23 protein-coding genes and 3 pseudogenes are annotated in these 25,532 nt (G+C 68.2%); 13 read left to right on the forward strand and 13 right to left on the reverse strand.

Annotation, left to right across the window (positions count from 1 at the left end):
• Both Val02_RS24525 and Val02_RS24530 read right to left on the reverse strand, forming a co-directional pair.
• Positions 1 to 2,541 (reverse strand): P-loop NTPase (locus Val02_RS24525; RefSeq protein ID WP_203901544.1); only part of this gene is annotated, 2,541 nt, incomplete at its 3' end.
• Entirely contained in the window at positions 2,528 to 2,857 is a 330-nt protein-coding gene (locus Val02_RS24530) for a trypco2 family protein (RefSeq protein WP_203901545.1), read from the reverse strand. The genes Val02_RS24525 and Val02_RS24530, both read right to left, overlap by 14 nt.
• Before the next feature lie 288 nt (positions 2,858 to 3,145).
• On the opposite strand from Val02_RS24530, the gene Val02_RS24535 reads away from it, so the two are divergent.
• The 3 genes from Val02_RS24535 to Val02_RS24545 all read left to right on the forward strand — a co-directional run bounded on the left by Val02_RS24535 (position 3,146) and on the right by Val02_RS24545 (position 4,837).
• A complete protein-coding gene (locus tag Val02_RS24535; RefSeq protein WP_203901546.1) occupies positions 3,146 to 3,691 on the forward strand; it encodes a hypothetical protein in 546 nt (181 codons plus the stop codon).
• 159 nt (positions 3,692 to 3,850) lie between these two features.
• Positions 3,851 to 4,441, forward strand: coding sequence for a hypothetical protein (locus Val02_RS24540; protein ID WP_203901547.1), 591 nt, complete (start codon positions 3,851 to 3,853; stop codon positions 4,439 to 4,441).
• A gap of 90 nt (positions 4,442 to 4,531) precedes the next feature.
• On the forward strand, positions 4,532 to 4,837 hold the full coding sequence (locus Val02_RS24545) for a hypothetical protein (protein ID WP_203901548.1): 306 nt from the start codon (positions 4,532 to 4,534) through the stop codon (positions 4,835 to 4,837).
• Between the two features lie 242 nt (positions 4,838 to 5,079).
• On the opposite strand, the gene Val02_RS24550 is transcribed toward Val02_RS24545, so the two are convergent.
• From Val02_RS24550 to Val02_RS24575, 6 genes are all read right to left on the reverse strand, one after another.
• A complete protein-coding gene (locus Val02_RS24550; protein WP_239153309.1) occupies positions 5,080 to 5,871 on the reverse strand; it encodes a hypothetical protein in 792 nt (263 codons plus the stop codon).
• A gap of 193 nt (positions 5,872 to 6,064) precedes the next feature.
• Positions 6,065 to 6,724, reverse strand: a complete 660-nt coding sequence (locus Val02_RS24555; RefSeq protein ID WP_203901549.1) for a hypothetical protein — start codon at positions 6,722 to 6,724, stop codon at positions 6,065 to 6,067.
• 67 nt (positions 6,725 to 6,791) lie between these two features.
• The gene (locus tag Val02_RS24560) at positions 6,792 to 7,445 is read right to left on the reverse strand and encodes a hypothetical protein (RefSeq protein ID WP_203901550.1); all 654 of its coding nucleotides are present in this window, start codon (positions 7,443 to 7,445) and stop codon (positions 6,792 to 6,794) included.
• A 233-nt stretch (positions 7,446 to 7,678) separates the two neighbouring features.
• On the reverse strand, positions 7,679 to 8,011 hold the full coding sequence (locus Val02_RS24565; RefSeq protein ID WP_203901551.1) for a hypothetical protein: 333 nt from the start codon (positions 8,009 to 8,011) through the stop codon (positions 7,679 to 7,681).
• 18 nt (positions 8,012 to 8,029) lie between these two features.
• Positions 8,030 to 8,200 (reverse strand): hypothetical protein, encoded by a 171-nt coding sequence (locus Val02_RS24570; RefSeq protein WP_203901552.1) that lies wholly within the window; start codon positions 8,198 to 8,200, stop codon positions 8,030 to 8,032.
• 90 nt (positions 8,201 to 8,290) lie between these two features.
• Positions 8,291 to 9,184, reverse strand: coding sequence for a hypothetical protein (locus Val02_RS24575; protein WP_203901553.1), 894 nt, complete (start codon positions 9,182 to 9,184; stop codon positions 8,291 to 8,293).
• Between the two features lie 907 nt (positions 9,185 to 10,091).
• Here Val02_RS24575 and Val02_RS24580 point away from each other — a divergent pair.
• The 3 genes from Val02_RS24580 to Val02_RS24590 all read left to right on the forward strand — a co-directional run bounded on the left by Val02_RS24580 (position 10,092) and on the right by Val02_RS24590 (position 14,721).
• The gene (locus Val02_RS24580) at positions 10,092 to 10,292 is read left to right on the forward strand and encodes a hypothetical protein (RefSeq protein ID WP_203901554.1); all 201 of its coding nucleotides are present in this window, start codon (positions 10,092 to 10,094) and stop codon (positions 10,290 to 10,292) included.
• Between the two features lie 2,368 nt (positions 10,293 to 12,660).
• Complete coding sequence (locus Val02_RS24585) at positions 12,661 to 13,659, forward strand: hypothetical protein (RefSeq protein WP_203901555.1); 999 nt, start codon at positions 12,661 to 12,663, stop codon at positions 13,657 to 13,659.
• Between the two features lie 477 nt (positions 13,660 to 14,136).
• Complete coding sequence (locus Val02_RS24590; RefSeq protein ID WP_203901556.1) at positions 14,137 to 14,721, forward strand: magnesium transporter MgtE N-terminal domain-containing protein; 585 nt, start codon at positions 14,137 to 14,139, stop codon at positions 14,719 to 14,721.
• A gap of 430 nt (positions 14,722 to 15,151) precedes the next feature.
• Here the strand turns inward: Val02_RS24590 and Val02_RS24595 are convergent, their stop codons facing one another.
• On the reverse strand, positions 15,152 to 15,796 hold the full coding sequence (locus tag Val02_RS24595) for a hypothetical protein (RefSeq protein ID WP_203901557.1): 645 nt from the start codon (positions 15,794 to 15,796) through the stop codon (positions 15,152 to 15,154).
• On the opposite strand from Val02_RS24595, the gene Val02_RS24600 reads away from it, so the two are divergent.
• The 5 genes and pseudogenes from Val02_RS24600 to Val02_RS48695 form a co-directional block, all read left to right on the forward strand.
• Positions 15,797 to 16,315, forward strand: coding sequence for a hypothetical protein (locus tag Val02_RS24600; protein WP_203901558.1), 519 nt, complete (start codon positions 15,797 to 15,799; stop codon positions 16,313 to 16,315).
• A gap of 106 nt (positions 16,316 to 16,421) precedes the next feature.
• A complete protein-coding gene (locus Val02_RS24605) occupies positions 16,422 to 16,826 on the forward strand; it encodes a hypothetical protein (protein WP_203901559.1) in 405 nt (134 codons plus the stop codon).
• 476 nt (positions 16,827 to 17,302) lie between these two features.
• A pseudogene (locus Val02_RS24610) lies at positions 17,303 to 17,506 on the forward strand (cold-shock protein); the annotation flags it as partial.
• Positions 17,507 to 17,536: 30 nt separating this feature from the next.
• Positions 17,537 to 17,728 (forward strand): annotated as a pseudogene (locus Val02_RS24615) (cold-shock protein); the annotation flags it as partial.
• A gap of 51 nt (positions 17,729 to 17,779) precedes the next feature.
• Positions 17,780 to 18,253: pseudogene (locus Val02_RS48695) on the forward strand (cold-shock protein); the annotation flags it as partial.
• Positions 18,254 to 18,934: 681 nt separating this feature from the next.
• On the opposite strand, the gene Val02_RS24625 reads toward Val02_RS48695, so the two are convergent.
• Positions 18,935 to 19,576, reverse strand: coding sequence for a TetR family transcriptional regulator (locus tag Val02_RS24625; protein WP_203901560.1), 642 nt, complete (start codon positions 19,574 to 19,576; stop codon positions 18,935 to 18,937).
• Between the two features lie 89 nt (positions 19,577 to 19,665).
• Here Val02_RS24625 and Val02_RS24630 point away from each other — a divergent pair, with 89 nt between their 5' ends.
• A complete protein-coding gene (locus Val02_RS24630; RefSeq protein WP_203901561.1) occupies positions 19,666 to 20,583 on the forward strand; it encodes a zinc-binding dehydrogenase in 918 nt (305 codons plus the stop codon).
• A gap of 96 nt (positions 20,584 to 20,679) precedes the next feature.
• On the opposite strand, the gene Val02_RS24635 is transcribed toward Val02_RS24630, so the two are convergent.
• Positions 20,680 to 21,621 carry a LysR family transcriptional regulator gene (locus tag Val02_RS24635; RefSeq protein WP_203901562.1) on the reverse strand — a complete coding sequence of 314 codons (942 nt, stop codon included), beginning with the start codon at positions 21,619 to 21,621 and terminating at the stop codon, positions 20,680 to 20,682.
• A gap of 70 nt (positions 21,622 to 21,691) precedes the next feature.
• Here Val02_RS24635 and Val02_RS24640 point away from each other — a divergent pair, with 70 nt between their 5' ends.
• The gene (locus tag Val02_RS24640) at positions 21,692 to 22,507 is read left to right on the forward strand and encodes a class I SAM-dependent methyltransferase (RefSeq protein ID WP_203901563.1); all 816 of its coding nucleotides are present in this window, start codon (positions 21,692 to 21,694) and stop codon (positions 22,505 to 22,507) included.
• A gap of 34 nt (positions 22,508 to 22,541) precedes the next feature.
• Here Val02_RS24640 and Val02_RS24645 read toward each other — a convergent pair whose 3' ends face one another.
• Both Val02_RS24645 and Val02_RS24650 read right to left on the reverse strand, forming a co-directional pair.
• Positions 22,542 to 24,734 (reverse strand): MMPL family transporter, encoded by a 2,193-nt coding sequence (locus tag Val02_RS24645; RefSeq protein WP_203901564.1) that lies wholly within the window; start codon positions 24,732 to 24,734, stop codon positions 22,542 to 22,544.
• Positions 24,731 to 25,486, reverse strand: coding sequence for an LmeA family phospholipid-binding protein (locus Val02_RS24650; protein WP_203901565.1), 756 nt, complete (start codon positions 25,484 to 25,486; stop codon positions 24,731 to 24,733). The genes Val02_RS24645 and Val02_RS24650 overlap by 4 nt, the downstream gene beginning before the upstream one ends.
• Positions 25,487 to 25,532: the final 46 nt, after the last annotated feature.

Consider the following 25,532-nt stretch of genomic DNA (forward strand, 5'->3'; position numbering starts at 1 on the left):
CGCGGCCAACGCCGGCTCCCGCCGCCCCAAGTCCGCCAACCCCATGGAGAGCGTGTTCAGCGACGCGGCGAGGTCGGGTTCGACCGCGTCGGGGCGGGCTGCGGCCAGCCGCCGCCGGATGGTGACGGATTCCTCGATCGCGGCCAACGCCGGCTCCCGCCGCCCCAAGTCCGCCAACGAGGCAGAGAGGTTGTTCAGCGACGCGGCGAGGTCGGGTTCGACCGCGTCGGGGCGGGCTGCGGCCAGCCGCCGGTAGACGCTGACGGCTTCCTCGATTGCGGCCAACGCCGGCTCCCGCCGCCCCAGACCCGCCAACCGCACGGAGAGGTTGTTCAGCGACGCGGCGAGGGCGGCGTCGTTGGTGCTGGTGTCGGGGCGTAGACCGGGGAGGTGTTGCCACCATCGGCGTTGGGATCGGCGTGTCGCGGTGAGGTGGCGGTGTTCGTCGACGAGGCGTTCGGTGATCTCGGTCGCCCATTCGGCGAGGTTGTGGCTGGCCTGCGGTAGGCGATATGCCATGGCGGACAGCTCGTCGAGGCTGGTGTGGGGGTCGGTGGTCAAGCGGCGCAACGCGGTGATGAGCGGGGCGGGCTGCTCGACCTGGGTGGCGATGTCGATGGCGGGTATGGCGAGCGCGTGCGAGTGGCGGGTGCACAGGTTGGTCAGGGCGGCGGGGAGCCGGTCGGTGAAGGCGGGGCGGGCGGCGGCGCGGGCGTAGACGGTCAGCAGCTGCACGACCTGGGCCGCGCTGGCGTGCGGCACGAGTGGGTCGACCAAATTCGGGTTGCAGAGCAGGCGGGTGCCGACGAATTGTTCGGCGAGGCGGTCCGGTTGCAGGCTGCCCCATGGGCGGTGGTCCCCGGATGGGTAAAGCCGACCGATCCACTGCCGAATGGTGTTACGCCGGTCGCGGGTCTGCCCGTCCAGGGCGGGAAGGTGCGCCAGGACGGTGTCGGCGCTGGTGTCGTCGTGCGCGCCGAACAGCATCGCCACGGCCAGAGCATCTTCCAGGGTGCTCTCGGACACGGCGGGCAGCAGATGGTTCGCGGTGGCGGTGCTGCGCCAGTAGCGACGCTCGTGGACCAGCAGCCGCTCCTCCACCCCCGAGGTGCTCGTCGCCGGGTCGGGTGGATCGACCGCGTCGAGCAGGTCGGCCAGCGCACCGGTGTGCAGGCTCAACGCCGACACTGTCTGCTCGGCGACGGCCGTGGGCGGTGCGCCGCCGGCGAGTCGTTCGGCGACGGTGCGCCAGTCGTGGTGGCGGTAGGCGGGTATGGCAGCCAACGCGCGCACCAGGTCGGTCACGGCGTCACGGTAGGCGTCGACGCGGCCGCCCGGGTCGGTGTCCAACTGGTCAAGGCGCAGAGTGTGGGCGCCGTCAAGGAGTCGTTCCACGGCGGGGTCGGCGGCGGGCAGGCTGGTCCACCAGTCACCGGCGATCCGGGCCAGCAGCAGCAGCCGCACCGGCACGTCACCGGGGTGCTCCGCGCAGACGCGCAGCACCTCGGCGAGCTGGCCGGTGCGCGTCTCGGCGTAGTCGACCACGACCAGCAGCGGCACCGCCACCTGCGCCAGGACCCGCAGCGCGGACCCGGTCGCGTCGGGGTGCAGCCACAGCGTCGCCCACCGCTGTTCGGCCAGCCGGCGTGCCAACTCGTGGGCGGTGCGCGTTTTGCCCTGCCCACCCGGGGCGTGCAGCAGCCACACCGGCGGGCCGCTGCCGGCACACCAGGCGAGCAGGTCCTCCATCAGCTGTTCGCGGCCGTGGAAGCGGACCACCTGCTGTCCGGCCCGCAGCAGCGCCGCAGGGCTGTCGCTCAGCGACGGCTCGACCGCGGCCAGCGGCTGCAACTCCACCGCCTCCAACACCATGTCACCGCCGCCGCGCTCGGCCAACACCTGCCGAAACAGCGGATCCCGGTGCAGCAGGTACACCGGGACCGCGTCCAGGTGAGCGTGTTGACCCGAGGCCACATCGGTGGCGACCACCCCGGTGAGCAGCTCCTCTCCGCAAAACATCGCCGCGCCGGACAACCCGGCCCACGGCGACGCACCGTCCTCACCCACCGCCGGCGGATGGCCGTCGACGTCGAGCACATACCGGTCACCGACATAGCGGTTACCCGCGTTCAGCGTCCCCGACGGCTGCCCCGTCTCGTCGCTGTGTCCCAGGCGCTGAACCCACTCCGGGAACCCCCACGCCCGACACGAAATACCGGCCCGGTGGGTCACCACCCGACCCCACCGCACCGCTCGCCCCCGCAGCGACGGCCAGGCCGGATCATCCACGCGCAGCAGCGCGGCATCGTCGCGGCCACCCGGCGTACCCCGCCACACCACCACCGCGGTGAACTCCTCCCGGCCGGTGACGGTCCGCACGCCTACTGCCGCCCCGACCGGAGGAACAACGTGCGCGCTGGTGAGCACCAACCGGCCGGCAACGACGTACCCGGAACCACGCTGCGAGGCGGAGGCCACCGCGACTACGCGGTCGGCCGGCCCCAGCACCGCCGCCGCAGTGGTGTGGTCAGCGCCCGACATGACCTGACAGGTCAGGCGGGGACACCGACCGGTCCTGGCCGGCGGAGATCAGCAAGTCGCCACCGTCGGGCTTCTTCGGCGTCAGCGTCACGCACACCCGGTGAGTCCGGCCCCGTGACATACCGCCCTCCACATCACCCGACACCACCCACGCCTTGAACCCGGCCTTGGCCTTGGCGTCAGCGCGCAACTCCACGGCGAACTCCAACTCGATCGGCCCCACCGTGAAAGCGACCTCCTGCCCGGAACCGCGACGGGCGGCATCGAGCAACTCCTCCCGCACCGCGGCCACCGCGTCGGCCAACTCGATCTCCACCAGGACGCCCTCCCCACCTCACCGACACGACCACACCGCTATCTCGGTGTCATAGCTTGTTCGCTGCCAGTGTGGCGCCAGCAATCCCCTCAGGAGACTGGATAACAGTCTGTTACCCGACACGGCGACCGTTCCGCCGCGACCGCTAACCGACGTGTCACGATCGCCGCAATTGGCCGGCGCAGTATGCATGACTATGCACGACACCCGGTCTTACAGACATCCGGTTCTGCCGCTGGTCGCGCGCTGACGTCTGCTGGCCTGGACCATATCGGTTACGGTCGGCGGGTGTTGGCTGATCGTGATCGTCTCATGCGGCTCTACGAGGAGCGCGTGGCCGGATGGGACGTGGACGAGGGATTCCGGCAGCAATGGTCCGCGTGGTGCCAGCGGCTACTGGCGCATGGTGGCGAGTTGGTCGTGCCGCCCGGAGTTCCCGAGCCCGACCTCGACCTGCTTGTCGCAGACGGGACTCTGCTTGCCCTACCCATCAACGTCGCGGACCTGGGTGGAGACTGCCACGCCAATGTCGCCAAGCTGTGGATCGACGGCGAGATCGCCGCGGTCGGCACGGGTTATGCCCTATCCGGTGGCTTATGGCGGCAGCACTCATGGGGGGTGACCGCGGACGGGGGGATCGTGGAGACCAAGACCGGGTGCGAACTGTACTGCGGTGTGACTCTGCCACCCGGCGAAAGGACTGTTCAGTTCGCTCTCAACGGGTTCGACGGCGATGTGAAAGCACGACTTCGCGAGGGCGGTGGTCGTACCGGCGAAATCATCAGCGTGCTGCGAGCCAGCCGGCAACGCCGATCGGCTGTAGGCCCGCGGTAGCACCGGTTGCATCACCATCCGGATCTGCCGCGAAGCGCTCGCCCACGGGTCGGGAGCCTCCGGACGCAACGTTGCCGGCCGGACAACTGCCCCTGACGGACGCTTCTGCCGACGCCGCATGGCTTCGCTCGGTAGGCCGGGCACGTAGGGTTGGTCGTCGTGACCGACTTGAAGGCGTTTCGCCGCGCCTGCTATGAGGCCGCGCGACAAACCGGCGGCGAGCTGACCGAGTTCCGGATCAGCGACCATCCAACGCCGAACTTCCACCAGGCGATCATCACCTATTCACATCGAAACGTCGCGGTGGTCTGCGCCCGCGACGCGCCACTTCTGGCGCTCGCCGTTCCGCGCGTCATCGAGTTCACGCCCGCACGTGAAGCGGGTCCGCTGACTTTCGTCGACGTGCCCGACCTGATCGCGGTTTTGAGAACGGCACCGGGGTTCCGCCTGCTGACCGCCACGGAATTGGTCGGGCCGATCGACGCGGCGAAGTGGCCACGGATCAGCCAGCACGACATGCGCTACAGGCAGCCTCAAACGCTGGCGAGGGTCTGTTCAACTACTGGGACTAATCCAAGATCACACATGCTCTTTCTGCCGCCGTTCGGGCGTTCGCGTTCGACCCGTGGGCTACCGAATGTCATCGACGACGGAGCCGCGGATCTTCCGCTCGCGCCGAAGACGGAATCCAGGATCGTCGCACCGCCAACCGCCCACCCAAGCGGCCACGCCATCCGCTCATGCCGCTGATCGCGCGTTACAGAGCGTGATGGGGAGGACGACGCGATCGAGGTCATCGTAGGTCGCCCCGACGACGACGGGCGGTTCGCCCTCAGCGCGTTGGAGGAAAACGGTACCGGCGAGTTCACCGAGACCGACGACGTCGTGCGTACCGCGGCCTGGCTGACCGAAGCGGGCTTCATCAACACCCTGTCCACGTCCAGCACGGGAGGAAACGGATCCCGGCTGTTCGAAAGAGAGGACGGCTGGGAGATCCGCTATCAATGCGTCCTCGGCACCTGGACGTTGGAGATGAAACCGCCGCACGGCACATACGTCAGCTTCTCGCGGATCCGCGTCCATACCACCGAACCGTGCTGGTATCAGGAGGTGCCCGAACTCATCACCTTGTTGACGCCCCCATGACGGCACGTCCGCACATGCCGCCGACCGCGCGCGACGGCCGGCGGTGAGCCGTCACGCGGCGTGATGCACGCCGGGGTGGCCCGACGCACGCTCGAAGCGGAGAAGAGTGCGCGGCCTGACCGCTACAGATCTCCTGTCGATCGTTGTGTCTCCCCAGGTGCAGTTCCGCTCCAACGGCAGGGGTACGTGCGCCAGCGACTGCAACCCGGCCCGGATTGCGGCTATAACGGGATCACGGGCGATCACCGGACAGGAGGCGGATCCAGGTGATCTTCGACCCAGCGACAGAAGGCGTCACCAGTCGCGGGGCCGCCCGCCTCTGCGGGTTCACGCACGATCTCCGAGGCGGTTTCCGGGACAGTCACGCCGAACGTTCCGCACAGCCAATCGCGGTAGGGGCCGTTGACGATCTTACCGCTGTCGCCCCACGGCCGCGGTGGCGCGGCGAACTCCTCACCCCAGCAGATCTCGCGATAACCGATTGCCAGCAGCCGTAGAAAGTCCAGCCCGTTCTCGGCAAGCACACACGTCAGCAACGAGCCGCTGCCCGACCCGAGATGAACGACTCGGGTCCGCCGGTCGCCGTCCAGCCACAGCGCGGCCATCGAACCGTCGCCGCCGGTCCGCACGAAAGGCCACAAACGCGTGGCATGGTCGTTTGCCGCATCCCCGAACCAGGAGCGTGTATACGAGACGGTCTGACCGGCGGTGAAGCCGCGAAGCTCGACCGAGGTGCCGACCCAGGCGTCAGCGCTGAGCGAGCCGTACAGATCGCCGTCGTGCCCCGGCCTTACATAGCCCTGCTTCTCGACCCACTCGAACAACATCTGCAACGGACCCGAGAAATCGAACCCGGACGGCACACGGGCCAACGTCACGTCCACGAACTCCCCCACGCCGGCATCGTAGGCGAACGTCGCCGACCAACAGCCATCGAATGCTGCCATCAAGCCGGACAACGCGGCGTGCTGCACGAGCGCACGCTGCGAGGACCACCACAGAACCAGGGCGTGTTCCTTCTTCGGTCGCTGCACGAGCCGACCGTCCGCCCTGGCGGCGAGGTGTCGAACGAACTCAGCGGCAAGCATCGCGACCAGGCATGCGCTCGTAGTTACGTCACGGTCAGGTCGCCACAGCACAGTCCAGCGCTATTCCAGGTCGATCAGGTCGCCGGCGACGCATAGGTAACCGTGTGGAGGGGCGACCGGGGTCGGCGGTGCAGGGTCATTAGCCCTTTTGCTCGGTTGCCGGTGGACGTAGGCGGGCGGTGGCGATCGTCCTGTCCTCGGCGTCGTAGGCGGTCAGCAGCGGATACCGGTCTTCGGGCAGTGGGGTACTTCCCCAGCCGCCGTCGCCGTAGGGGGCACTCTGCGGTATCGGCTTGCCCTGGCGCTTCAGCCAGAAGATGGTGACGTCGCGATTGTTGCTCCATCGGGTGTAGTGGGCGTTGGTCGTCTTGCCGGCGTCGCGGCTCGTGATACGGGCGGGTGCGGCCCACACGGCGCCGTACTCGATGAGCGGGGTGTGGGTGAACGTGCACTGCCGGACGCGGAAGAAGTTCCTGGGTAGATCGTCTGGCTCCGCGGCGGCGGAACACAGGCCATCGATCTGCAGGTCGATGGCGCCGGTGGTGGTGTCGCGCCAAGCATGATCCAGATTTGGCCTGTCGGGCCTGCCCCAGAAGTACAGCACCAACTCCTGCCCGCCGATGACCATCGATGTCGGGACGGTGTCGCCGATCGGCAGGGCGCTCGGGTTGGCGGTGATGGGGATCGGAGAGGGCGTTTCCGGGCCGGTCGGCGGCTGGGTGGGGGACGTGCAGGCGGCCAGCAGTGCGGCGAGGATGACAAGGGCAAGATGACGCATGCCCTCAAAACTCTTCGGCATGCGTCAATGGTTGCCGGACCCGTCGTGGGCGAGGGTGCTGCCGCTGAAATAAACCAGCCGGGCGCGATCAGCTTCCGGAGCCGAGGGCTTCGGCTATGAGGGCGAGGCGATCCGGTGGCGCCGCTGGGCCTCGCGGGCTGTGTCGGCCCAGGCGGACACGACGATCGGCGTACTCGGTCCAGGTTGGATCGCCCCAGAAACGACGACTCGCGGTCAGGAGTTCGTGGGCGACTTTGTACCGTTGCTGGGACAGGCCACCGACGGCAGCGAAGGCCGAGATGATCGGTTCGTCCGCGTCGTGCGGCAGATCGGCATCACCCAACGCGGGCAGCAGCAGGAGGAGGCGTTCCGACCAGCTCCGTGCGGGGTCCGGTTGACCGGCTGCGACGAGAAGCTCCGGCCAGGAGAGGCCCGGCCCCTGGAAGCAGCCCTCCAGCGCGGCGAGCGTGGTGACCGTATCGGAGCCGGCAGGTTGGAGCAGGTAGTCCCATCCTGCATCATCCTCGAAGTTGCGAAACAGTATGTGCAAGCCGTGGCCACCCCCGAGCGGCAGCGAGATGAAGGGCCAACTGTCGGGGTGGTGGAGCTGCTCTGCGTACTCCTCGACATCCGCCGGATCGACGTCGAAGGCAACGGCTGCGGTGTCGGAACCACCGACCGAGAGCAGGAACGCCGGCCAGAACAGCCGGTCATCCAGCCACAGCGAAATATCGGCGAGCACGGACGCGTCAACCGGCGGTCGAAAGGCGCTCAGGTAACACCGCAAGGACATCGCGCCAGTCTGCCAGTCGGGGCACTCGACGCGTGTCCGGATCTGCCGCCGACCGCGCGACGGGGCCGACGGTGGGCCGTCACATGGCGTGACGCACGCTCGGGCGGCCCGACGCACGCTCGTGCCGCATGAACGGTTCTGGTCGGAGCACATTTCCGATGGAAGCCGCGGCAGCTGTTCACTCAGTTGGGTTGTGCGTCCCACCAACGAGGCAGATCCTCGTTCGGCTCCTGTGGGCTAGCGAAGTGGAACGGCACGCCGAGCTGCTGCGCGACCGCCCGGCCCTGCTCGAATGCCTGCTGTGCCTCCGGCCAGGGCGGCACCTGTCCGTTGAACAGACGGATGTCGCCGCCCGAGCGCAGCACGGTCAACGGAACCTCATCGAAACGATCGTTGTGCCTACCCGGCCGGCGCACAACGGCCACTAGAAAGATGAACCATCCCCGCGTGTCGCCGTCCCAGAACGCCTCGACGGCAAGAACCGGCGCGGTGACAGTATCGATGATCTCGATCAACTGTGCTGGTGGGCAGTCTCACTGAACCAGCACGTACCCCGCTCCGTTCACCTCCAGCAAGTCGACGCTGGCCGGCGGATCGGCGTCGAGCAGCTCACGCAGCGGAGCGAACACCTCGTTCCACGTCTGCGCGTACTGCGGCCGTAGCAGCGCGTCATGGGCGTCCAGGCTAGTGCCACGTTCGTCCAACTAGATAAGCATCCGGAACGCCGGGCCGTCATCCTTGTCCTGCCGTCAGCCACGTGTCGGGGTGGATGACCTCGCCGACCGGAGGCAACGTCAGATTTCCAGGGTGCGTCCGACGAGGGCATGCCTGTATAAGGCGGGCATGGCGTTGCTCAGGGCATCGCGTACGCGGCGTGCCGAGTCGTTGTCATAGTGTCGGAGGTGTTCCGTGGCCTGTAGCCAGTACCCGCCGGCGGCGAGCGGCGACACATCGTGGAAAGCGCCTGTGTCCCGCAGCGCTTGGACGCCGCCGAGTCGGTCGCCTATCTCTTGTGGCAGCAGGGTCAGCCATGAGTAGCCGCGTAGAAGTGTTCTGCCGGTTGTGGGGCTGTGTTCGGCGTTCACGCCGATCTTCGCTTCGAGGGTGGAGCCGGTCGGTCCGGCGGAGTGGTTGGGTCCTGCCTCGCCGTAGGTGGGGTTGCAGCCGTCGGCGAAAAGGCGCGCCACCGACAGGAGTCGGGCCTCGCCATCAGCGTCCGGGACCAGAAAGTCCGATGACGCGAGCAGTCCCAGGGTGAACTGGTCGGCTCCGTAATCGCGGGAGGCCGTCAGATACAGACGGGGCCAACCCGGGTCTCGGCCGAGAAAGCTGGGTTCGAGGATGCCGCCGGTGATAGCCACCCCGGATGCCCAGCGCAGATCATCTGCAATAGCGGCCAGATTCCTCTCGGTCAGGGTCCGCGCGGCGAAATGCCTTTCGTCGTCCTCGACAGCGATGGTCACGAACGGGGATCCGAGCGGTGGGTACGCCTCGCGGATCCGGCCCGCGGCGACGAGTTCGCTGATGTCGTCGCCGGGAAGCGGGTGGGTCTGTAACGCGAGGCGAAGCGGCGTACACAGGTTCTGCCAGACTTCCCGGCACCACCGCTGTGCGGTCGACCTCCACTTGTCGAAACCGTTATCGCTGTCGGCTGTAATGGTGAGCCGTATCGATTTCCTGGACGCCATTGCCACCCTTCGCCGGTCGGAACGCTACCTGCCGGTGCTACTCAGCGCGGTAGCGCCCGCCCGATCCGTCCAGACAGGCACGGGCAGGCGCACCCGAACTACGATCCGCCTGCCACCTGCTCAGTTTGTGAGCGATCGCAACAGTTGTGGGATGGTTCTCCCCCATCGTCGCTGCACAGCCGCCAAGGACCTTCTCGAGAGTGGTTTCGTTCGTGAGAACGAGAGCCGGAGGTTCGTCACCTCGGGAGCCACCTCGCCCACCGCCGCCGCGTGAATGTTCGTAAGAACGAGCGCCACTTTGTGACCATGGGCCGAAGCAGGGAGAGCTCCTTGAACGCCTGCACCATCAATGTCTGTGCACCTGTACCGCGTCCGCGAACGAGGGTCGATCGCTCTTCTGCCGATGTGCGGATGCCCGATTGGATGATCGGACCTGCGATGGAGTCGACGCTAGAGAACGTGTCGCCGGCGCAGAACCGCTGTACCGCGGTTGGGTCCACGGGTCGGCGATCAGAGCGCGCGGTTCGGCGTGCTGAGCGACGTTCAGCGTATGGACCGTGCCGCTGCCCGCGACTGCTCCCACCTGATCCGGCCAATTGAGCCGCGCGGGCGTCCCGCTACCCGCACGAACGTCCATCGGCCCTTGCTCGACCGCGGGCTCAGCCGATGATGGGACGCACTTCGCTGATCGCTCCATCGTTACCCGGCCACAACGTGCACTCGTTCGACCGAAAGGCGGAACTCCCTCCAACGTTGCCGTGAAAAACTGGATACCTCAATCATGACGGATTCATCTTCGGGTCCGATGTACCGCTCGACACTCGACCCGAAGTGGCGCCCACCAAATGGACAGACGACCAATTTGCATCTGGAATGAAAGTGAAACCCGAGCAGAGCGAGGCCGACGATGTCATGGATCAGAGCTGCCGACGGCGAAACGTGGATCAATCTGGACCGAGCCACGCGGGCCTGGGTCGCGCCGTGCCAGAAGACGCCGGGCCACTTCATTGTCGCCGCGGAGGTCGACGGAGCCTGCTATCAGCTGGGCCGCGATTCTCACGACAGCAAGGCGCTCGCCGAAATGGTGTTGAAGAACTATCTTTCATAAACCGTGAACTTGTCGATGCAACGTTGCGGCAACAGTCGTGTCCATCGACTAAGGAGCCGTTCACTTACGGCTTCGGTCGTCTGGTCAATCTGGCACTCCGCTGACGGAATGCGGCAGTCCACATAGTCGTTCGGCGTGGCCATCAAGGCAACGTCCATAGCATCGCTGGTCCGCGACCTGCGCCGGACATCCTGACCGTGAGTCACTTGCTCGATATGCGAGGTCGTCCGGGCCGGTCACACTCACAGTCGCGCCGCTCAGTGCCTTAGTCTTCCGGAGCATGTGGAAAGGGATCCGCGAAGACCGGATCGGCGCAATCACGGCGCGGCCCTGTCTTCAATCGCAAGTGTGCATTGCACTGTTCCGCCGGGTCGGCCGCGTGGCCTCAACGGCAGATTTCGCCAAGCCGTCTGCGAACCGCAGCCCAGCGGAATTTACTCATGCTCATCGTCGGGCTCCGCGGAAACTAAGTCCTCTACCCAACCAATTTCAACTTGGTGATCTGTCGAGCGCTCAACATCAATTAAGTGAGGAACCCGTGTCCATTGATGATCGCGCCGCACGGCCTGGCGAGTTGACCTGCCTCAACGATCACTGCGACAACGCGGGAGGACCAGTCGCAGCGACGGCATGTCCGCTGTGCGGTCAGGCCACGTACCCTGTTCCACCCGAAGGGCCTCATTACCCAACCCCGGCCGCCCCTCCACGAGGAATGCCTAGCGTCGGCGATATCATCGGCCGGGTAGTATTTGGTGGATTTTGGACGGTTGCGACCGTGGGCGCGTTGTTGGTGTGCGCATATTCTATCAAGGAAGGGCGAGTCGGCGGGGCATTGGTCGCTGTCGGAGTGGCGCTGTTGTGCGGACTGTACGCACGATACATTCTCCGTGGAGGAACCTTCCGTATCTTGTTCTGGTGACCGTCGTGACCCGTCGGCTCGTGCGGATACCGTCGGGCGATTGCCTGGACAGGCCCGGCGTGGGTCATGACCACCTGGTGGCTGCTTCGCTGAAGACCCGGCCTATCGGTAACAGATCGCTGAATGCCATCCGACAGTGTGCCGCGAAATTGTGGGGTATGCGGTGGGGCCGAAGCGGTATTCGGAGAACAGGCTTTGCAGGGCCCGCCGGGCGGCGGTAGCCATCTCTTCGGCGGGCTTACCGCCGGGAACACCCTTGCGTGTAGCTGAGCGCCCTACCCTCCGACATAGGTGCCGTCCGGTGGGTCGGCCAAGATCACGGTCGATGCCGTCACGGAGATCATGCCCTGGCAGTTCAATCTCCTCCAGGCGAACGGTTGGCGTGTCTGCAACGCACAAGGCTCCTACTAGCGGCCAAGGTTTTAGCCGCCTGGCTGCAGTTCTGACCCGGCCGCGCAGGGCCGCATCAAGCAGACTGGCCAATCGAAATCGAGGCGGCATGGCCACGCGACCGATCAATTAATGCCGATCGCATTCATGCAGCGCGGCGCACCGAGGCAAGACCAGTGCGCACATCTTCCGCCGTCGGTGCGCGCTGCCCAGTCGCCGCTTGTCGCGGTCGGCAACCGGCGCCTTCGCCGTAGAGCATCGTGAACTGCCCAAATTGCACGTCTGATCATCCCGCCCGCGGTGGTCATCGGCGTGGCGCCACTCGCGACGGTAGGGTCGGCGCGATCGGGCTACGTCGCGGCTAAGCTCGCGAGAAAAGGGATCGCCCCCAGGCCCGAACATGGCATGATCTGGAGGCCAACCTACGCCGCGGCGATTCGTTTGGGACCCCGGCCGCAGTGGCTCGCGGTCGTCCATATCGACAGCGTATCGAGACTTCGACTGAATTGAGACACGATCCATCGCTTAGCACTTCACTGTTGATCCTTTTTAAGATCCGGAGGCGTTATGGCATATCAAGATCTTCAGCTGCAACGGTCCCTCCGGGAGTCTTTGCGTCGCCGATCTAGTCTCGTTGGATTTTCAGCACTTGTAATCCTCGCCTATGCCGTTGTGGCTCTCATCGTCTTGACATACACCAAAGGGATATTCGAAAAGGAGGTCGCGCCTACTTTGCCAAAAGAAGGTATTGTGCTTTCATTCGAATTGAACAGGGATTCGATTACCAGATCATTCACAGTGGATGTGCAGGCCGCACAACCTCCGCCGCCAGCCGGTCAACCAGCCGAGCTCAGTGTTCGACTCGCAGGTGACTTGCGGCACGATGGCGGGCCGGGTGAGTTTCCCGAGGGACAGATAACAGTAGGGGTCAACCGTCTAACCGAAACACGTTTAAGCATCGCAATAACCGCAGACCCCTGGGCTCCTGAGAAGGTGAGGGCGGGAGTTTTTCGTGGCCTCGTTCAAGTCCGAGGACCCGGCATTTCGACGGACGCGCCGTTGACAATCTGGCTAAAGGATCGGGACGGCCGCGGCGCGGCGCTCGCCCTGACGCTCTTGCTCCTTGGCGCCATGCTGGGACTCCTGGTCAAATACATCACCGAACGACTGACGCCGCAGGCTGTGCTGGTCCGGCGCCTCGGAACGTTGAAGCGAGCACTTAGCTACCGCGACGATGGTGCCACCCTTCCAGTCCGGGCGAGGATGCGAATAGACGATCTTGAGGACCAGATATCTCGCTCGGACTACGCCCAGGTGGAGAAATCATTCGAGGAATTCGACAAAGATAAGGTCGCGCTGGCCACAATGTCGTGGCATTTCCGCATTTTACTCGACCAGCTTGATCAGCAAGCTGGGATACTTCGCGGGGCGCGCAAGCTATCGTCAACAGACGCCAGACTAATCGAGGGCGTGCTAGAGGCAGAGTTCCGGGCGGTCCAGAAGTCGCAGGTACTTGATTGGCCGGAACAAGAAGAGGATATGGTTGCGCAATGTCGTGAGAATGCGAACTCGTTCGGCGTGGTTACCGGCATCATATCCCGGTTTCTGCGAAGCCCCGGAGATCGTAGGTTGCGCGCCCAGCTCTTCGATATCCAACAGGGCGATTTGCCGCCTGCCGGGTCACTACTTGACGTACCCGAAACTGACACCGAAGCCGACGAGAGCCCATCTCCACTCGCAGATTCGCCAGAAGCTCGCGACTTCGGTCCGAGAGCCGGCATTGTGGGAATCGTGACTCCCGGACTACGGCAAGATCCCGGACGGGTGTCGCTCCTTTTCCGGCAGGCGAGAACAATTGCGGCACTGGCATCCGTTCTGGTAGTCAGTCTCGTTGGGCTCAAGACCCAGTACCTCGACCAGAGGCCTTTCGCTGGAAACCTTTCGGACTGGCTCGGGATCGGCCTCTGGGGTCTCGTTGTTGAACTTAGTGGCGTCGCGGTTCTCGACGTGCTTGGCCGCTTGGGCAGCGGTGGGACCGCTGGCTCGACCAGACCGTAATTCGAATTCATCTCGACGGGATCGCGCACTTCTACGACCGCACCGACGTGGTGGTCCGCATTGACGGCGTCACCGAGTTGGTTTCGTTGGGCAGCGACGATATGCCCTACGGCGGCTGGCGGGAACGTCACCGGCGTGTTCCGCGAGCGGGGCCGCGCCGCCGCGGTGCCGAATGCCCGGGCTGCTCGGTTGTCGCGCGCAGGCTCCGCTGACAACCGCGCCCGCAGCGAGTGGGCAGCCGAGAATGGCTCGGCGGCGCCCGATCGGCGCGCCGGCCGATGCAATCTGGTCAGGCGGAGCGGTTAGCCGCTGCGGGTGCGCCACATACCGACGCGGTGTACGCGCCGCCATCCGGCGAGACGCAAATGCGCGCCGGCACCCTACGTCGAGCCGTGGCGGGAGCCGGGCTCGCCGGGGCCCGTTGGGCAGGCGCCGTTGCAGGTGCATCCGCCGCGGTACGACGTCGGTGTCACGCAGGTGTCCAACGCGATTCTCGCGGGAACGGTCGACGACGCCGTCGCGCGGCTCGGCGACCTCACCGTGTCGGCCGCCGCCGAGATCCTCGGTGACGTGCCGCCGGCGCGGGTAGCCGTACTGCTCGCCGCCATGCCGCCGGAGATCGGCGCCGACGTGCTGGCGTCGATGGCGGCGGATCGGGTGGCGGTGCGGTTGTCCGCGCTGGCGCCGGCCATGGCGGTGGCGCTGCTCCTCACCATGCCGATCCGGGCGGCCGCCGACCGGCTCGGGCTCATCCCGGTGCGGGTGGGCAACCCGTTGCTGCGCGCAATGCCGCCGCAGGCCGCCGCCGACCGGTTGGCGACGATGGCACAGAACGCGGCGGGGCTACGCCTGGCGGGCCTCCCGCCGCAGGTGGCCGCCGGGCTCGTCGCCGCGATGCCGCCACCGGCGGCGGCCGTGCGGCTGACCATGATGCTGCCGATGACCGCCGCGACGATGCTGCGGAACCTGCCCTGGCCAGTCGTCGCGGACCTGCTCATGCTGATGCCACCGGCCTCCGGTGCCGAGGTGTACGCGGCGATCCACCAGGTCTGGCAACGCTAGGTTCCAGCTCGTGGATCACGGAGACTCGGCCGCGACGATGCGCCAACGAAGCGGCTCGACAGGTGCGCTGCCCAGGCGTCGAGCATTGACCCTGAGGACCTCAACCACGGCGAGGTCATGAATCTTGCTCAGCTCGGCGGGGCCCTAACCGCGGCGAATCAGAACGCGTACGAGCCACAAGATCAGGTGCGCGAATCTGCCGCGGCGAGCGTACTGGTGTTCATCGCCGGGAGTGACGCATGGTGATGTATGGCTGCCATCGTCAACCCAGCCGTCAGCGGCGGGGCCCCGAACGAACTCGTACTCCGCGCTACGCCGGAACGCAGCAACCCGAACGGCCCGCTGATGAGTGGGCACGTTGTCGTGCCCTTCTCAAGGACAGTGATCGTCAAAGGAAGCATCTGGTCGCTTGCAAGTAGTGACGGTGCGGCTATATTGCCCATGTTGCGTCAGGCGGTGAGGTCACGTTGCTCATTGAGAGATACTCGATAAGGTGAGCTGCGCGCGCTCGAGCCGCCGCGCGATCGGAGTCGGTCAGTTTCACCGGACGCGCTTCCGAAACGACCACTGAGAGCTCGGCATCGAGCTTGTCGAGATAACTCCTGATAGCTGGAAGGTTTTGGCCTTCTCCTCGCCAAGCTGGCGGTCCGACGTCAAGTTGCAGGTAGCGTTCGTAGGACTCTGCAAGAGCGCTTAGAGTGGCAGCCGCACGCCCGTGGTCTCGGGACCTACTGGCGGCGCCCAAGGCTTGCTGTAGCGGCACCAGTGCGGCTACGGCTATAGACAGCACTATGCCAAGCCAGCCCGCTTTCAGGTAGCCAACCGCGGCGAGTGACGCAGCAACCGCCGTCACCGCGCTAATCACCGTCTCGATGCGTGCCCATCTTTCGGACTGGCGTCCATGAGCTCGCGCACGAACATCTGATTTCATGAGTCGCTGAATGCCCAGACGTGCAATATCATCTGGCATTCCAATAAATGGAATTAAATTCCCCTCTGTCAATTTATTCCCACCTTTTGATATGACGTTTCCTAAGCTTGCGCAGCAGGTGGACATTGTCACGAAAATTGCCACGTGAATTTCCTGCGCTCGGCGCTAGCCCGGCCGGAGAGGACAGTGCGCCGGGCATGTCGCTCCTTTGCGACATGGGCTATTCTCGATGCTGCCGAGGTGACTGGCCACCGGAAGGGTGTCAATCCGACAGCCTTCCGACGTAGCATCGATCGGCTTCACCGCCGCCTGAAGGTACACGCCTCTGTCGCGATCCGGCAGGGCGGCTGCGTATCCGCATACCTGCGTAGTGTCGTGCTCATGTCTGAGAAGGCGGAGCGACGGACGGCGCGCTCGGTGGTCGCGGAGTACCACCAAGCCGAGTTGGAAGACCTACTCGCCCGCGTGGCAGAAGCCGTCGATCGCTACCGCGAAGGTGAGCTCGACGCCTTCGACGTCGATCAGATTTTGTTCCAGTACTCCCGATCGGCGAAGGAGCTGTGGAAGTACTGCAATCTCGGCCCAGTGGAGATGGCTGCGACGCTCATCTGTGAGCGGCCACCGCACGACTGGTGGGAACGCGGTGCGCCGAGACGACGGTGATCGTGGACAGCTCGGCGACCCCGCCGTGCACTCTCATGCCGCGAACCGGGTGCGGCAGACCGGCTCCGCGGCGCAGCGCGAAGTGTCGCGCCGGTACCGTATCGGCATGGCTGACGATGACGGCCTGGTCGGTGACGATCCGCTGGTTGACGGTATGAGCCTGTCGCTACGGCTGCGGCGGGACTTCTCGGTCACCGACGCCGATCGGCTCCTGGCCGCAGCCCGCCGTATCTATCGCGACCTCAACCCCGGTACCAGCGCCGAGACAGCCGATGCGATGGTGACGTGCGCCGCGGATGCGCTGTTCGTCATCCTCGAACACGCAGGACTGCTCGGCGAGACCTCCGACAACCGGCTCGCAGAATATGCAGGCGACGGACTGGAGGTCGCCGGATGGCGGGCACAGGTCGTCCCGAACGAACCATGGCCGCTGTCGCCCGCGCCTCTGCACGACTGCCTGCTCGGAGACGTTTTCGCACTGCCACCCGATGCAAGCGAAGACGAGCGTTGAACAAGTGCGCACATCTGCCGCTGTCAATGCGACGTTGGTTTTCGAGGGCTGGTCACGTTGCGCCGACGAGGCAGGGGCACGTCTCGTCCTGGCGCTTGTAGTCGTAGGAACGGGGATGACAGCAGTAGCAGACGCTGAGCAGTGTGTGCTGGGGTTCGGTGGACTGGTCCGGGTCAGCGCCGCATGCCGGGCACGGTGTCGGCGTGTCTGGACCGGTCACCGTCGGCGCTGAGCGGGTCCACCAGGCAACGACGCGCTCGGCCACGGAGTCGATCTCATCGTCGGCCACGTCGAGCGGTCGCGCGGCGGGCGGGCCGGCGCGACGAGCCGTCGGAGTCGTTCGCGACCGCCACCCGCGTCCTGGCCGCCTACGACCTTCTGACAGCCGACCGACCGTGGCCGGTCCCGGTGGTCCCAGGCACGACGCCGTGAGCGAGACTGAGAGCAATGCCGCTCTTACGACCTGGAGCTTTCCTATGCCGCACGGGATCGTCCGCTGGTTCGACGCCGAACGGGGGTTCGGCTTCCTCGCGCCTGAGGACGGCTCGCCAGACGTGTTCGTGCACGCCTCCGAGATCGTGGGTGAAGGCGGCCCGAAGGTGCTCCGTGAGGGCCAGGCCGTCGAGTTCGAGGTCGGCGAGAACGACCGCGGTCCGCAGGCGCTGCGCGTCCGCGTTACCGCCGAGCAGGCCGCCGGCGGCGCCGTGGGCGTGCTCGGCACGGTCAACTGGTACGAGCCGGCGAAGGGGTACGGGTTCGCCTCGCCGGACGGCGGCGGCCCCGACGTCTTCGTGCACAGCTCGGCCATCGTGACCGGCGGTGTGCTCAGCGACGGTCAGCGGGTGGCCTTCGTCGTCGTCGAGGGCGAGCGCGGCCCGCAGGCCGCGCACGTGGTGCCGCTCGGTCCCGGGGCCGGCCTGTCCGCCGGTGCCGACGGGGCGGACGGAACCGTCTCCTGGTACGACGAGGACAAGGGCTTCGGCTTTATCGTTCCCGATTCCGGCGGCGGGGACGTCTTCGTCCACGCCCGGTCCCTGGCCGAGGGCCTCACCTGGCTGGCAGAGGGCGATCGGGTGGCGTACGAGGTCGTCAGCGGCGACAAGGGCCCGCAGGCCCGCGATGTGCAGCTGGTCCGAGGGGCCGAGCCCGCACCGCCACCGCGACGGCCGGCACCGGCCGGGCCGCCACCCGCCAGGAGGGAGCCGCCGTCACGGGGCGTGCCCGCACGCGCGGGCGAGGGCGTCGTCGCACGTTACGACGGCGACCGCGGGTTCGGGTTCATCACCCCGGATGCCGGAGGCGACGACCTGTTCGTCCACGTGTCCGTGGTCGCCGGGTCGGAACCGCTGCAGCAGGGCGACCGGGTCCGGTACACGGTGCGTCAGAGCGACCGGGGCCCGCAGGCCGACCGCGTGGAGCGCCTCTGACCTCTGAACACATGCTCATCTGGCAGACCATGCGCGGCCACATTTCCGCTCTAGTAACTATCCGTGAGCGAGTAGGTCTCGACCAGCTGGCGTAGTGCCGCGGCCGACGGTTGGCTCCCAAAATCGCGAACATCGAGGTCGGGAAGATCCCACTGGCTCCCAAACTCAGCAACATTCGGCTCTGTAGTTCACCAACAAACCCACGAGAGGAACTCGCGAACGGAAGCACAGTCGAATGAGAGATGCAGCGCGGGTTGTCCAACGGATTCCGGCCTTCCCCGGTCACCGGCCGTGGCCCTCCGTACCCGCGGGCCTCTGCCGGTTCGACCCCGCGACGTTGTCGGTCGCGGGTTCGCGCTTCCACATGGTGGCCCGTGCCAGACTCCGGAACCCGAGCCGCTGGTACACCGGTTGGCGGGCTTCGCCGTGATCAGTACGGCGGGCAGGTGCGGAGCGATCTGCGCGGCCCGCCAGGCCGTCGCGATGCGGTACTCCTCGGCGCGGGGGCCGGCAGTGTCCCGATCCGGTCCACGCGTGGCGCCGCCCCGAGCGTGGCGGTGCCCGCCTGGCCAGTTCCAGATCACGGCTGTCCACAGGTAGCCGGACAACGGCACGGAAGCGACGGGCAGCGACCACGACGGCGGCCCTGCCGAGGCGGCTCGGCGACGGAGCCGCGTCCCTCTAATGCTCCTGGGCGGGCGCCCCACCGGTGACCGTGAGGCTGTCGGGAATCGCCCCGAACGCCGCGAGGGTGTCCGCCGCCAGCAGCGCGCGATCGGCCTCGCCGGTGCGGGCGGCCCACCGGGCGATGCTGCGCTGGTGTGCCGCGACGACGATGTCCATGGCCAGCAGCACGCGAAAGTCTTTTGGGGCGGCTAGCTCGTGGCGGTCTCGCATGATGGACAGCGCGGCTTCGGTGGTGCGGTGGCAGAAGTAGAGGCAGTGCGCCTCGATGGCCGGAGTCGCGACAGACAGGTGGACGGTGCGGCGCAGGCGCTCGGCCCACCCGTCGGAGTCCATCTTGTCGAGCCCGGCGAGCAGGCTGTCGCGCATGAGATCGACGAGGGGCCGCCGTCCCGGCGGGGCCGCCTCCAACGCCTCCAGCGCCGCCGCCCACATGTCCTGGTAGGTCGCCATCGCGGCGTGTTCCTTGCTCGTGAACGTGCGGAAGAAGGTGCGCTTGGACACCTCCGCGGCCTCGCACAGTTCGTCGAGCGTCACGTGGTCGAAGCCGCGGCGGCCGAAGAGGTCCAACGCGCTGTCGATCAACGCCTCACGGGTGCGTCGCTTACGGCGTTCGCGCAGGGACGGTCGGGCGGTCATGGTCGCAGTCTACGTGAACGCCACTTGTCGCCAACTGCCACTCAGTGGCACTATGACCGCGACTTACCCGGTGAACGAAGGATTTCCTCGTGCGCGCTCTGCTTGTCGACCGTTCCGCTCCAGCCGGCCTCCGCCTGGGCATCGCGCCCGATCCCGAACCGGCCCCGGACCAGGCCCTCGTGCGGGTGCACGCGACGTCCGTCAACCCCGGCGACCTCGGTTACGAGGCGGCCCCGGAGGGCACCGTGCCCGGTTACGAGGCAGCCGGTGTCATCGAACGCGCGGCGGCCGACGGCTCCGGACCGCCGGTGGGTACGCCCGTCGTGACGCTGGACGCGCACGGCGGCTGGGCCGAACTGCGCGCGGTCGGCACCACGCTCATCGGTACGGCACCCCGCGGCGCGGACCCGGGCGCCCTCAGCACCGTCGCGGTCGCCGGAGCTAGCGCGCTACGGGCGTTGCGCAGAGTGGGACCGATCCTGGGCAGGCGGGTGCTCATCACGGGAGCCGCCGGCGGCGTGGGGCGCTACGCCGTTCAACTCGCCCGGTTGGGCGGCGCGCAGGTCATCGCCGCGGTCAGGGACCCCGCGACGCACGGGTCGGTGCTGCGTTCGCTCGGTGCCGACGAGGTCGTGGACAACCCCGCGACGGTCACGCAGCCGGTGCACGGCGTCATCGACACGGCCGGCGGGACGACGCTGGTCGAGGCGTACGACCGCCTCGCCGCCCACGGGGTACTGGTGTCCGTCGGGCCCGGCACCGGCGAGACGTTCCCCCCGATGTCGTTCGCCGGTCACGCCGGGCGGCACGAGCGCACGATCGTCACGTTCTTCAACCCCGAGGGCGCGCCGATGCCCGCGGACCTCACCTGGCTCGCGGAAAAGGTCGCCGGCGGCGCGGTGGATCCCGGCATCACGGCGCGCACCGGTTGGGACAACGCCGCAGACGCGATCCGGTCGCTGCGCGAACGCCTCGTGCGGGGCAAGGTCGTCCTCGACATCACCTGATCCGGCGGGAGTGCCGTGCGGGTGTCGGCCCGTGCGTCCCACCGTTACCGCACCGCCGACCCCGACCGGATCCGATCCGACCACCCGTCGTCCCGGCTAACGCCGATATTCGGCGATCAGTTCCCCGAGCAGGCCGAGCATCGCCTCGGCGGCGGGACCGCGGTGCGGCGGCGGCGCGGTGACGGCGTAGAGCCGTCGCGGGGGCAGCGCCGGTTCGGTGGGGCGCAGGACGATGTCGCGCCGCACCGCGGTGCGGGCCAGCGGCGGCACCAGGGTGATCCCGCTGCCGCTGGAGACGAGGGCCTGCTTGCCGTTCCAGTCGTCGCAGAAGAACCCGACCCGTGGCGGTGCGCCGAGCGCCTCGGTCAGTTCGGTCAGCGGCCCCAGGCAGTCGGGGAACGCGCCCTCGATCCACGCCTCACCTGCCAGGTCGGTGAGGCGGATCCGGGTGCGGGAGGCGAGCCGGTGCGCGGCCGGCAGCGCCACGAGGAGTTCCTCGTCGAGCAGCGGCGTCAGCTCCACGTCGTCGAGGCCGACGGTGGTGGTGTCGCCGTGGTGCCGGGCCCGCTCCGGGTCGGCGTACAACTCCCAGCCGGTCACCAGCGCGACGTCCACCGCGCCGGCCCGGATCGCCGGTAGCGGGCCCGCGGGATCGTGCCGCACGAGGGTGATCTCGACGCCCGGGTGCGCGCCCCGGAAGCGCCGGATCGCCTCGGGAACCAGCACCGTGTTTGCACTCGGGAAGGCGGACATGCGCAGCGATCCTGTCTCCAGGTCACGGAACGCGGCCAGCCGGGCAGACATGTTCCGCAGCCCGTCGAGCACCTCCAGGGCGTGTGCCAGCGCAGCCTCCCCCGCCGGCGTCGGGCTGACGCCGCGCGGCGAACGGCGGAACAGCCGCACCCCGACCCGCCGTTCCAGGCCGCCGATCTGGCGGGATACCGCGGGCTGCGTCATCGACAGCGCCTCGGCGGCCGCGGAGAACGACCCCCGCGCCGCGACCTCCACGAGAACCCGCAGGGACCACGTGTCCAACATGCGCCGAGTGTATGGCGGGCATGTTCAACCGGCAGTGGTGCGCATGCCCGGAGCGGACCAGGCTGAGTTCATGCAGATCGCCAATGTTCAGCAGGACGCCGCATGGAACGGGCCGGAGGGGCACCACTGGGCCGCACGCGCCGAAAGCATCAACGCCGATCTCACCGACCGGCTCCTCGCCGCCGCCGACATCGCCCCGACCCACCGGGTTCTCGACGTCGGCTGCGGCACCGGCGGGAGCACCCGCGCGGCGGCACGCCTCGCCGTCGACGGTGCGGCCGTGGGGCTCGACCTGTCCGAGCCGATGCTCGCCCGCGCCGCCGCACTGGCCCAGCGGGAGGGCCTGACGAACGTCCGGTTCGAGCGGGGCGACGCGCAGGTGCACCGCTTTCCCGCCGGCCGTTTCGACGTGGCGATCAGTCAGTTCGGCATCATGTTCTTCGCCGATCCGGTGGCGGCGTTCGCCAACATCCGCCTGGCCCTGCGCCCCGGCGGGCGGCTGGTGTTCGTCTGCCCGCAGGCCGCGGACGACTGCGAGTGGTACCGCGTCCCGATCCGCGCACTCGACCCCTCCGGGTCCGAGTCGCCCACACCGAACGAGGGGATGTTCTCGCTCGCCGACCCTGGCGTGATCCGCGACGTTCTCGGAAAGGCAGGGTTCGCACGTGTCCGTGCGACGGCGGTGACGGCGTCCGTCAGGTTCGGCCGCGACCTTCCCGAGGCAGTCGACTTCTTCGCCGGAAGCGGCCCGGTCCGAGCCGTCCTCGAATCCGGTGCGCTCACCGAGGACGCGGTCCGCGCGACGCTCGGGTCCGCGCTCCACCCCTACGTCTCCCCCACCGGCATCCTCGTCCCGGGACGTCATTGGATCGTCGAGGCCATGTGAGGGAACGACTTTTTCGCCCGCCCGGTCCACATGATCACTGCGGCGACGCGTGCCGCTCCCGGTCGTGCGGCACGGTGACCGTCACGGGCGACGGCGTGCCGGCCGTCGGCACGATCGCGGGTGAACGCCCGGGGTGCCACCAGTTGGCCGGGCCGAGCAGCGCCATGACGGCCGGCACCAGCAAGCCGCGCACCACCGTGGCGTCGACCGCGATCGCCACCGCCATGCCCAGCCCGAACATCTTGATCACCGGGTCGCTGTGCAGCAGGAAGCCGGCGAACACGACCACCATGATGAACGCCGCCGAGGTGATCACCCGCCCGGTGGCGGCCAGTCCGGCGCGCACCGAGGCCCGGTTGTCGCCGGTACGCCGCCACGCCTCCTGAACCGCGGTCAGGAGAAATACCTCGTAGTCCATCGACAGGCCGAACAGCAGCGCGAAGAGCATCATCGGCACGTAGCTCTCCACCGGCACCGGGCCGTCCAGGCCGATGAGCGTGGCGCCCCAGCCCCACGCGAAGACGGTGGTCAACGCCCCGTACGCGGCGCCGATGGAGACCAGGTTCATCACGGCCGCCTTCACCGCGACGACCGGCGCGCCGAACGCCAGGTACAGCAGCACCGTGGACAGCACCACGACGACCGCGATGACGTACCACATCCGTTCGCCGACACGTCCGGCCAGGTCGGCCTTCGTCGCCACGACGCCGCCGACGTGTGCGGTCGTTCCGGCGACCGGGGTGTCCCGGACGGTCTCGACGAGCGCGGCGGTGGCCGGGTCGCCCGGTCCGGTCGTCGGGATGACCCGCAGCGTGGCGATCGCACCGTCGGGCGACGGCCGGGCCGGCGCGACCGACGCGACGCCGGGCAGGGCCGACAGGTCCGTGCGGGCCGTGGCCAGTCTCGGGTCGTCCGCTCCGGTGGCCGGCGGGTCGAGAACGACCACGACGGTCAGCGGTCCGTTGACACCCGGCCCCAGTCCGGCGGCGAGCAGGTCGTAGCTCGTGCGGCCGGCGCTGCCCGGTGCGGCGTCGCCGGCGTCGGTCTGTCCCAGCCGCAGACTCAGCGCGGGCGCGGCGAGCAGGCCCAGCAGGGCGGTGGCCGCCATCGCGTAACGCCACGGCCGACGGGTCACCCGGTCGGCCCGCCGCGCCCACCCTGTCGTGCCGTCGGTGGCCGGTGCGCGGGTGAGGCGCAGCGCGTCAACGCGGGCGCCCAGCAGCGCGAGAAGGGCCGGCAGCAGGGTGACCGCACCGGCGACGGCGACCACCACGGCCACGCCGGTGCTCCACGCCAGCGTGGTGAGGATCGGTACCCCGGCTACGGCCAGGCCGCCGAGAGCGATCACCACCGTGCCACCGGCGAACACGACGGCGCTGCCGGAGCCGGCCATGCTGCGGGCGACCGCTTCCGGCACGGGCACGCCGCGGGCGAGCAGCTCCCGGTGGCGGGTGATGACGAACAACGCGTAGTCGATGCCGACGCCGAGCCCGATCATCGTGGCCAGGGTGCTCGCGACGCCCGGCACTCCGGTGATGTGGCCGGCGAGCCCGACAGCACCGACCGCGCAGGTCAGCGTCAGCAGGGCGGTCAGGATCGGCAGCCCGGCGGCAACCAGCCCGCCGAAGGCCAGGACGAGCACGACGGCCGCGGCCACCAGCCCGATCAGTTCGCTGAGCCGGCTGTCGCCGCGGTCGGCCGCCGCCGCCAGCGCGCCACCGAGGCTGGTCCGCACGCCGTGGGCCCGCAGCGGCGTGGCCGCCGCGTCGACCTCGGCGGCGAGCGACCGGTCGACCTCCCGGGCCGGGACGTCCAGTTCCACGGTGAGGTAGCCGGTCCGCCCGTCGGCGCTGAGCGTGCCCTGGCCGGTGGCCGGCGGCGTGACCACAACGACGTGGTCGACGGCGGCGATCGCCGCCACCGCCTCCGTCAGGGCCGCCTGGCGGGCCGACTCGTCCAGCCGGCCGGTCCCGACGTGCACGACGACCTGCCCGCCGGCGCCGTCGTCGCCGACCCCGTGCGCGTGCACCAGGTCGCGGGCCGTCTGGGCGTCGCTTCCGGGCAGGCCGACCTCGTTGTCGACCGGACGGCCGTAGGCCACGACGGCGAGCACAACGGCGACCACCAGTAGCAGCCATGCCCCGAGCACCCGGCGCGGGTGCGCCGCACAGCCGCGGCCGATCCGGCCCAGCACGCGGTGTACGGTGCCGGCCTCTGCCCCGCTCATCGCGCTCCTCCGCAGTCGCCGTTCCGCGTGCCGGCGCCGGTTGCGGGACCGCTCAGGTCGTGCCCGCCGACGGTGATCCGCAGGCCGTCGTCGACGACGCCGACCGACCGGTAGGCCACCTTCTCCGGCAGGTCGGGCAGCGTGCGCGTGGGCGTCCGGTCGACCCCCATGCGGGCCAGCACCTGTCCGGCGGAGCGCTGGACGCCGAACACCTCGACGGTGTCCGGTGTGACGGCCAGCGTGGCTCCCTCCAGGCGCGGGACGGCGAGGATCGTGACCGGCACGCTCTGTCCGGCGAACCGGGCCTCGGTGCGGATGCCCAGCCGGTCGCCGCGGGCGACGTAGCTGACCGGTCGGTCACCGAGCCGGGTCGGTAGGCCGTCGAACCCGACCACCAGGTCGACCCGCAGTTCGGCCACGGTGAACCGGCCGTCGCCCACCGCGACGTCGCGCAGGTCCGCGTCGACCCGGCGCACCCGCAGTTCGCCGCGCACCACGTCGGTCGCGGTCACGGTGAGGTGCGGGTAGCTGCCCGCGGCGACCTGGGTCAGGAACGGGAAGCCGTGCAGGTCGATGGCCGGCGTGCGGGCCAGCCCGGCGGCGCAGGCCAGCCTCGTGGCGAGCCGCCGGGACGCGACGGTGGCGGCGACCCGGTCGGCGACCGTGGCGGCGATGATGACGATCAGGAACGCGGCGGCGCTGATCCGCGCCCGGCGTGACCGCGGCAGGCGCGGTCGGATTCGGTACGACACCGGACCATTGCAGCGTCGGTGGCTGCGAGCCCGACGCGACGACGAT

The sequence above is a fragment of the Virgisporangium aliadipatigenens genome (assembly GCF_016863615.1).
In the GTDB taxonomy this organism is placed as follows: domain Bacteria; phylum Actinomycetota; class Actinomycetes; order Mycobacteriales; family Micromonosporaceae; genus Virgisporangium; species Virgisporangium aliadipatigenens.